The following is a 4,663-nucleotide window of genomic DNA, read 5'->3' on the forward strand; positions in this document are numbered from 1 at the left end:
CGCCACCCTGACCGGCCGCACCCCGGCCGAGGCCAGCGAGGCGGCGCGCGCCTGCCGGCGCCCGCCACAGCTGACGCAGCCGATCCCGATCGGCGACGGCGCCCAGCTGCTGGCCCGCCGTCCGGACGTCCGCCGCGCCGAGCGTCAGCTCGCCGGCGCCGCGGCGCGGGTCAATGTCGCGACCGCCGACCTGTATCCGCGCATCACCCTGGGCGGCTCGCTCGGCGCCACGGCGCTGGACGCCGGCGGCCTGGGCGACAGCGAGAATTTCCGCTTCTCGGTGGGCCCGCTGATCAGCTGGTCCTTCCCCAATGTGTTCGCCGCCCGCGCGCGGATCGAACAGGCGTCCGCCGGCTCGGACGCCGCCCTGGCGACCTTCGACCAGACGGTGCTGGTCGCGTTGCAGGAGACCGAAACGGCCCTGGCCAACTACGCCAATGAGCTGGACCGCCGGTCGGCGCTGCAGGCGGCGCGCGACCAGGCCGCCACGGCCGCCCGCCTGTCCCGCCTGCGCTTCGACGCCGGCGCCGACAGCTTCCTGGCCGTGCTGGACGCCGAGCGGACCCTGGCCTCGGCCGACGCCCAGCTGGCGTCGTCGGACGCCCTGGTCACCACCTACCAGATCGCCCTGTTCAAGGCGCTGGCGGGGGGCTGGAGCGAGGGCTGAACGCCCGCCCAACGATCAGACAGGCTGCCAAGCGCTTTGCTGACCAGGTCCATCGGGTCACCATGGGCTGACAGGGGCGACCTGTTGGCCCGACTGTCCCGGAGGGGGATCTGTGGACCACCATGCCGGCGCAGAACTGTCATCCGCCGGCTCGGAGCACAAAAGAAGAGGGCGGCCCGCAGACCGCCCCTTCCACTATTCCGATGCCAGGCCCGTGGTTACAGGTAGGCGAAGATGCCCAGTCCAGGCAGGATCTCGATGATGTCCCTGTACCTTGCGCTCAGGCGAGAGGTGTCAACAACGACGACATCGTCGCCGAGTACCACCGGATCCACGGCCTCACCGCGACGGATGGCGGCGAGGTCGAACACGGCGACCATCGGCCGTCCCTCGGCCGATCTGAAGACGGCGACCTTTTTCAGGTCAGCGATCCGCGTGCCGCCTTCCGCCATGGCGACCGCCTGCAACAGGGTCGTCCGTCCGCGCATTTCGTAGACGCCGGGCTTCGTCACGGCGCCATCAACGGTGATTTTCTGGCTGGCGGCTTCGGAAACCGACACGGACACCCGGGGATTTCGAAGATATCTCTCCCCCAGCCTTCTCTCCAGATCTGTCGAGAGTTCGGCCGGCGTTAGTCCGGCGGCCTGAACCGACCCCAGCAGAGGCAGCTGCAGCTTGCCCGAAGCGTCGACAAAGATCTCTTCAAACGACAAATCCTCCACCTGGAAGACCGTCACGCTGAGCTTGTCGGAAGGACCGATGCGATAACCGCTCGCCTCCGCCCCCGACGAAGCCGCCATGAACTGCTGCGGATCGATGGTTCCAGCTGAAGTAAACGCCGCGGGCCCGCGCGTCCCGCATCCGGCCAGACTTGCGGCAGCAAGGAACAAGAGAAAAAGTCGCATGAGTATAACTTCGATCCTGGAATGCTGCTCGCCTTAACCCGTTCTTGGAGAGGTTAGTGAGCCGCGCCTAGGTAGGCTGGAGCACCCGGCGTTGTCCAGAGGAGGCGCACCAGGGTCAGCCAGTTCCGTAGCCTTCCCAATCAAGCGAATTCGCTTTCGCCTTCTGGCTGGCGACGGGAAAATGGGCACAGCGCGGCCATGAGATGCGGCTGCCTCGCCTGGCCGGTCAGCCATTTGGGGCCCTCCGATGAGGCATCATACGGGTTACCGTAGCGGGCTTCCTGGTCACGCTCCGTAAAATATAAAACTGTCAGCCGGGGCGATGCTTGCCGCGCCTTCGCGGTCGCAACAAGGGGATTGACGCCTGATGAACTGTCCGCCAACGTAAGGGCACTCATCAAGACCGGCTGAGGGATAGGCCCTTTGACGCCGGGGCAACCTACCAGGATCCACCCGATCCTGGAGATGGTGCCAACTCCTGCGAGGCCTCTTCGGAAGCCGCGAGAGATGAGTGAAGCGACGGCCCCCTCACGCCCGGGGACCGACCGACTTCACGGGTCTGTCACGCAAGGAATTGGTTCGCCCCATCGGTTTCGCTGAGCGAGACCGGAGCGGACCGTGGCGTCCACCAAGGCAACCATCGAAGACGCGCCGGGGCGGGACGTCCACGCCCCCATCCCGGCCGACTTCCGGCTGGAGTCCGGCCAGCGGCTGACCGCGACACACCTCGCCGGGCGGATCCACGGCTTCGACGGCGGCCCGCTGGTGGTCGTCGCCGGCGGCATCTCCAGCGGCCGCTTCGTCGCCCGCTGGTGGCCGTGGGCGGTCAAGGCCGGCGGGCCCGTCGACCTGGACCGCGTCCGCGTTCTGGCCTTCGACCTGCTGCCCGGCCGTGAAGAGCCCGGCGTCACCATCACCACCACCGATCAGGCGCGGCTGCTGGCCCTGCTGCTGGACGCCCTGGACGCGCCGCGCATCGACGCCTTCGTCGGCGCCTCGTACGGCGGCTGCATCGGCCTGGCCTTCGCCGCGGCCTTCCCCGAGCGGATCGGCGAACTGGCGGTGATCTCGGCCGCGCATCGCGCCCATCCGGCGGCGACCGCCTGGCGGGGGATCCAGCGCCGGCTGCTGGCCTTCGCCCGTGACGCCGGACGCGAGGCGGAGGGGATCGCCCTCGCCCGCGAACTGGCCATGACCACCTATCGCACCGCCGACGAATTCGCCCTTCGCTTCAGTCCGGCGCCGCCCGCCGCGGCCGGCGACCCCTATCCGGTCTGCGACTATCTGATCGCCCGGGGCGCGGATTACGCCGGCGCGACCAGCGCCGATCGCTGGATCAGCCTGTCGGATTCCCTCGACCGCCACAGCGTCAATCCGCAGGCCGTCTGCTGCCCCCTGACGGTCGTCGGCTTCACCTCGGATGGGCTGGTGCCGATCGCCGACAGCCGCGAGCTGGCCGGGCGCGTCCCGAACCTGCGCCGCCTGGTCGAGGCCCCCTCGATCTTCGGCCACGACGCCTTCCTGAAGGAGCGCGAGCTGATCGGCCGCGCCCTGCACGAATTCCTGTCTCCTCTCACCGCCCTCCAGACCCGCGAGATCGCCGCATGACCGCCCCTGCTCAAGCCCATCCCTGTACGACCGCCGCGCGCCACGGCGTGAACAGCGACCCGGCGCACGGCGCGGTGATGCCGCCGCTCTATCTGTCGTCGAACTACAGCTTCGACGGCCTCGATGGAAAACGGCGCTACGACTACACGCGGTCGGGCAATCCCACGCGCGACGTGCTGGGCGAGACCCTCGCCAAACTCGAAGGCGGCTGCGGCGCGGTGGTCACCGCGACCGGCATGGCGGCGGTCGATCTGGCGCTGTTCGCCCTGGAGCCCGGCGACCTGCTGATCGCGCCGCACGACCTGTACGGCGGCACCCACCGGCTTCTCTGCGCCCGGGCGAAGCGCGGTCATTTCGACGTGCAGTTCGTCGACCAGAACGACCGCACGGCGCTGGACGCCGCCCTCGCCCTGAAGCCCAAGCTGATCCTGATCGAGACCCCGTCCAATCCGCTGATGAGAGTGGTGGACGTGGCCGACATCTGCGCCCGGGCCCACGCCGTCGGCTGCAAGGCGGCGGTGGACAACACCTTCCTGTCGCCGGCCCTGCAGCAGCCGCTCGCCCTCGGCGCCGATCTGGTGATCCATTCGACGACCAAATACATCAACGGCCACTCCGACGTCGTCGGCGGCTGCGTGGTGGCGAAGGACCCGGCCGATCTGGAGCGTCTGACCTGGTGGGCCAACTGCCTCGGCGTCACCGGCTCGCCCTTTGATGCGTATCTGACCCTGCGCGGCGTGCGGACCCTGTTCGCCCGCATCGAGCGCCAGCAGGCGACCGCCGGCCGGGTGGCCGAATGGCTGGCGCAGCAGCCGGCGGTGCGCGCCGTCCACTATCCGGGCCTGAAGACCCATCCCGGCCACGCCGTCGCCGCGCGGCAGCAGGCGGGCTTCGGCGCCATGCTCAGCTTCGAGCTGCACGACATCGAGGCCGTTCGCGCCTTCGTCGACGGGCTGGCGGTCTTCACCCTGGCCGAGTCCCTCGGCGGCGTCGAAAGCCTGATCGCCCATCCGGCCCTGATGACCCATGCGGCCATGACGCCCGAGGCGCGCGAGACCGCCGGCATCACCGACGGCCTGCTGCGGCTGTCGATCGGGCTGGAGCATCCCGAGGACCTGCTGGCCGACCTGTCCGCGGCCCTGGCCCTGGTTCCCGCCGCGACGCCGCTCGCCGCCGAAGCCGCGTGAGGGAGTCGGCATGACCGCCCTGCTTCTCTCCCGCCCGGCCCCGTCAGCCCTCCGGCCCGCGGGCGCGGACGAACCCGTCGCCCTGCTGCAGCTCGACCTGACCGATGTCGACGCCGCCGCCTCGGCTGTCTACCGCGAGGTCCGGCGCGGCCGCCGTGTCGTCGCGGTCGCCGCCGGTCCCGCCGACGCCTCCGCCCGTCTCGCCGAGGCGCTGGACGCCATCGGCGTCGCCGCCGTCCGCCCCGCGCCGGGCGAAGCCCTGCTGCACGACGGGGTGACCATCGTTCCGGGCCCGG

The 4,663-nt window shown here is 70.0% G+C and carries 5 protein-coding genes and 1 riboswitch; of the genes, 4 read left to right on the forward strand and 1 reads right to left on the reverse strand.

Going from position 1 to position 4,663, the window contains the following annotated elements:
- Positions 1 to 667 (forward strand): TolC family protein (locus WC555_RS15125; protein WP_373254910.1); only part of this gene is annotated, 667 nt, incomplete at its 5' end.
- A gap of 218 nt (positions 668 to 885) precedes the next feature.
- Here WC555_RS15125 and WC555_RS15130 read toward each other — a convergent pair.
- The gene (locus tag WC555_RS15130; protein WP_373254913.1) at positions 886 to 1,572 is read right to left on the reverse strand and encodes a polysaccharide biosynthesis/export family protein; all 687 of its coding nucleotides are present in this window, start codon (positions 1,570 to 1,572) and stop codon (positions 886 to 888) included.
- 391 nt (positions 1,573 to 1,963) lie between these two features.
- Positions 1,964 to 2,086: riboswitch (SAM riboswitch) on the forward strand.
- Positions 2,087 to 2,190: 104 nt separating this feature from the next.
- Between WC555_RS15130 and WC555_RS15135 the strand changes: the two genes are divergently transcribed.
- The 3 genes from WC555_RS15135 to WC555_RS15145 all read left to right on the forward strand — a co-directional run.
- Positions 2,191 to 3,180 (forward strand): homoserine O-succinyltransferase, encoded by a 990-nt coding sequence (locus tag WC555_RS15135; RefSeq protein WP_373254915.1) that lies wholly within the window; start codon positions 2,191 to 2,193, stop codon positions 3,178 to 3,180.
- Positions 3,177 to 4,367 (forward strand): cystathionine gamma-synthase, encoded by a 1,191-nt coding sequence (gene metB, locus WC555_RS15140; RefSeq protein ID WP_373254917.1) that lies wholly within the window; start codon positions 3,177 to 3,179, stop codon positions 4,365 to 4,367. The genes WC555_RS15135 and metB overlap by 4 nt, the downstream gene beginning before the upstream one ends.
- Positions 4,368 to 4,377: 10 nt before the next feature.
- Positions 4,378 to 4,663: hypothetical protein (locus WC555_RS15145; protein ID WP_373254919.1), on the forward strand; the 286-nt coding region annotated here is incomplete at its 3' end.

It is taken from the genome of Brevundimonas sp., assembly GCF_041648615.1.
GTDB lineage: Bacteria > Pseudomonadota > Alphaproteobacteria > Caulobacterales > Caulobacteraceae > Brevundimonas.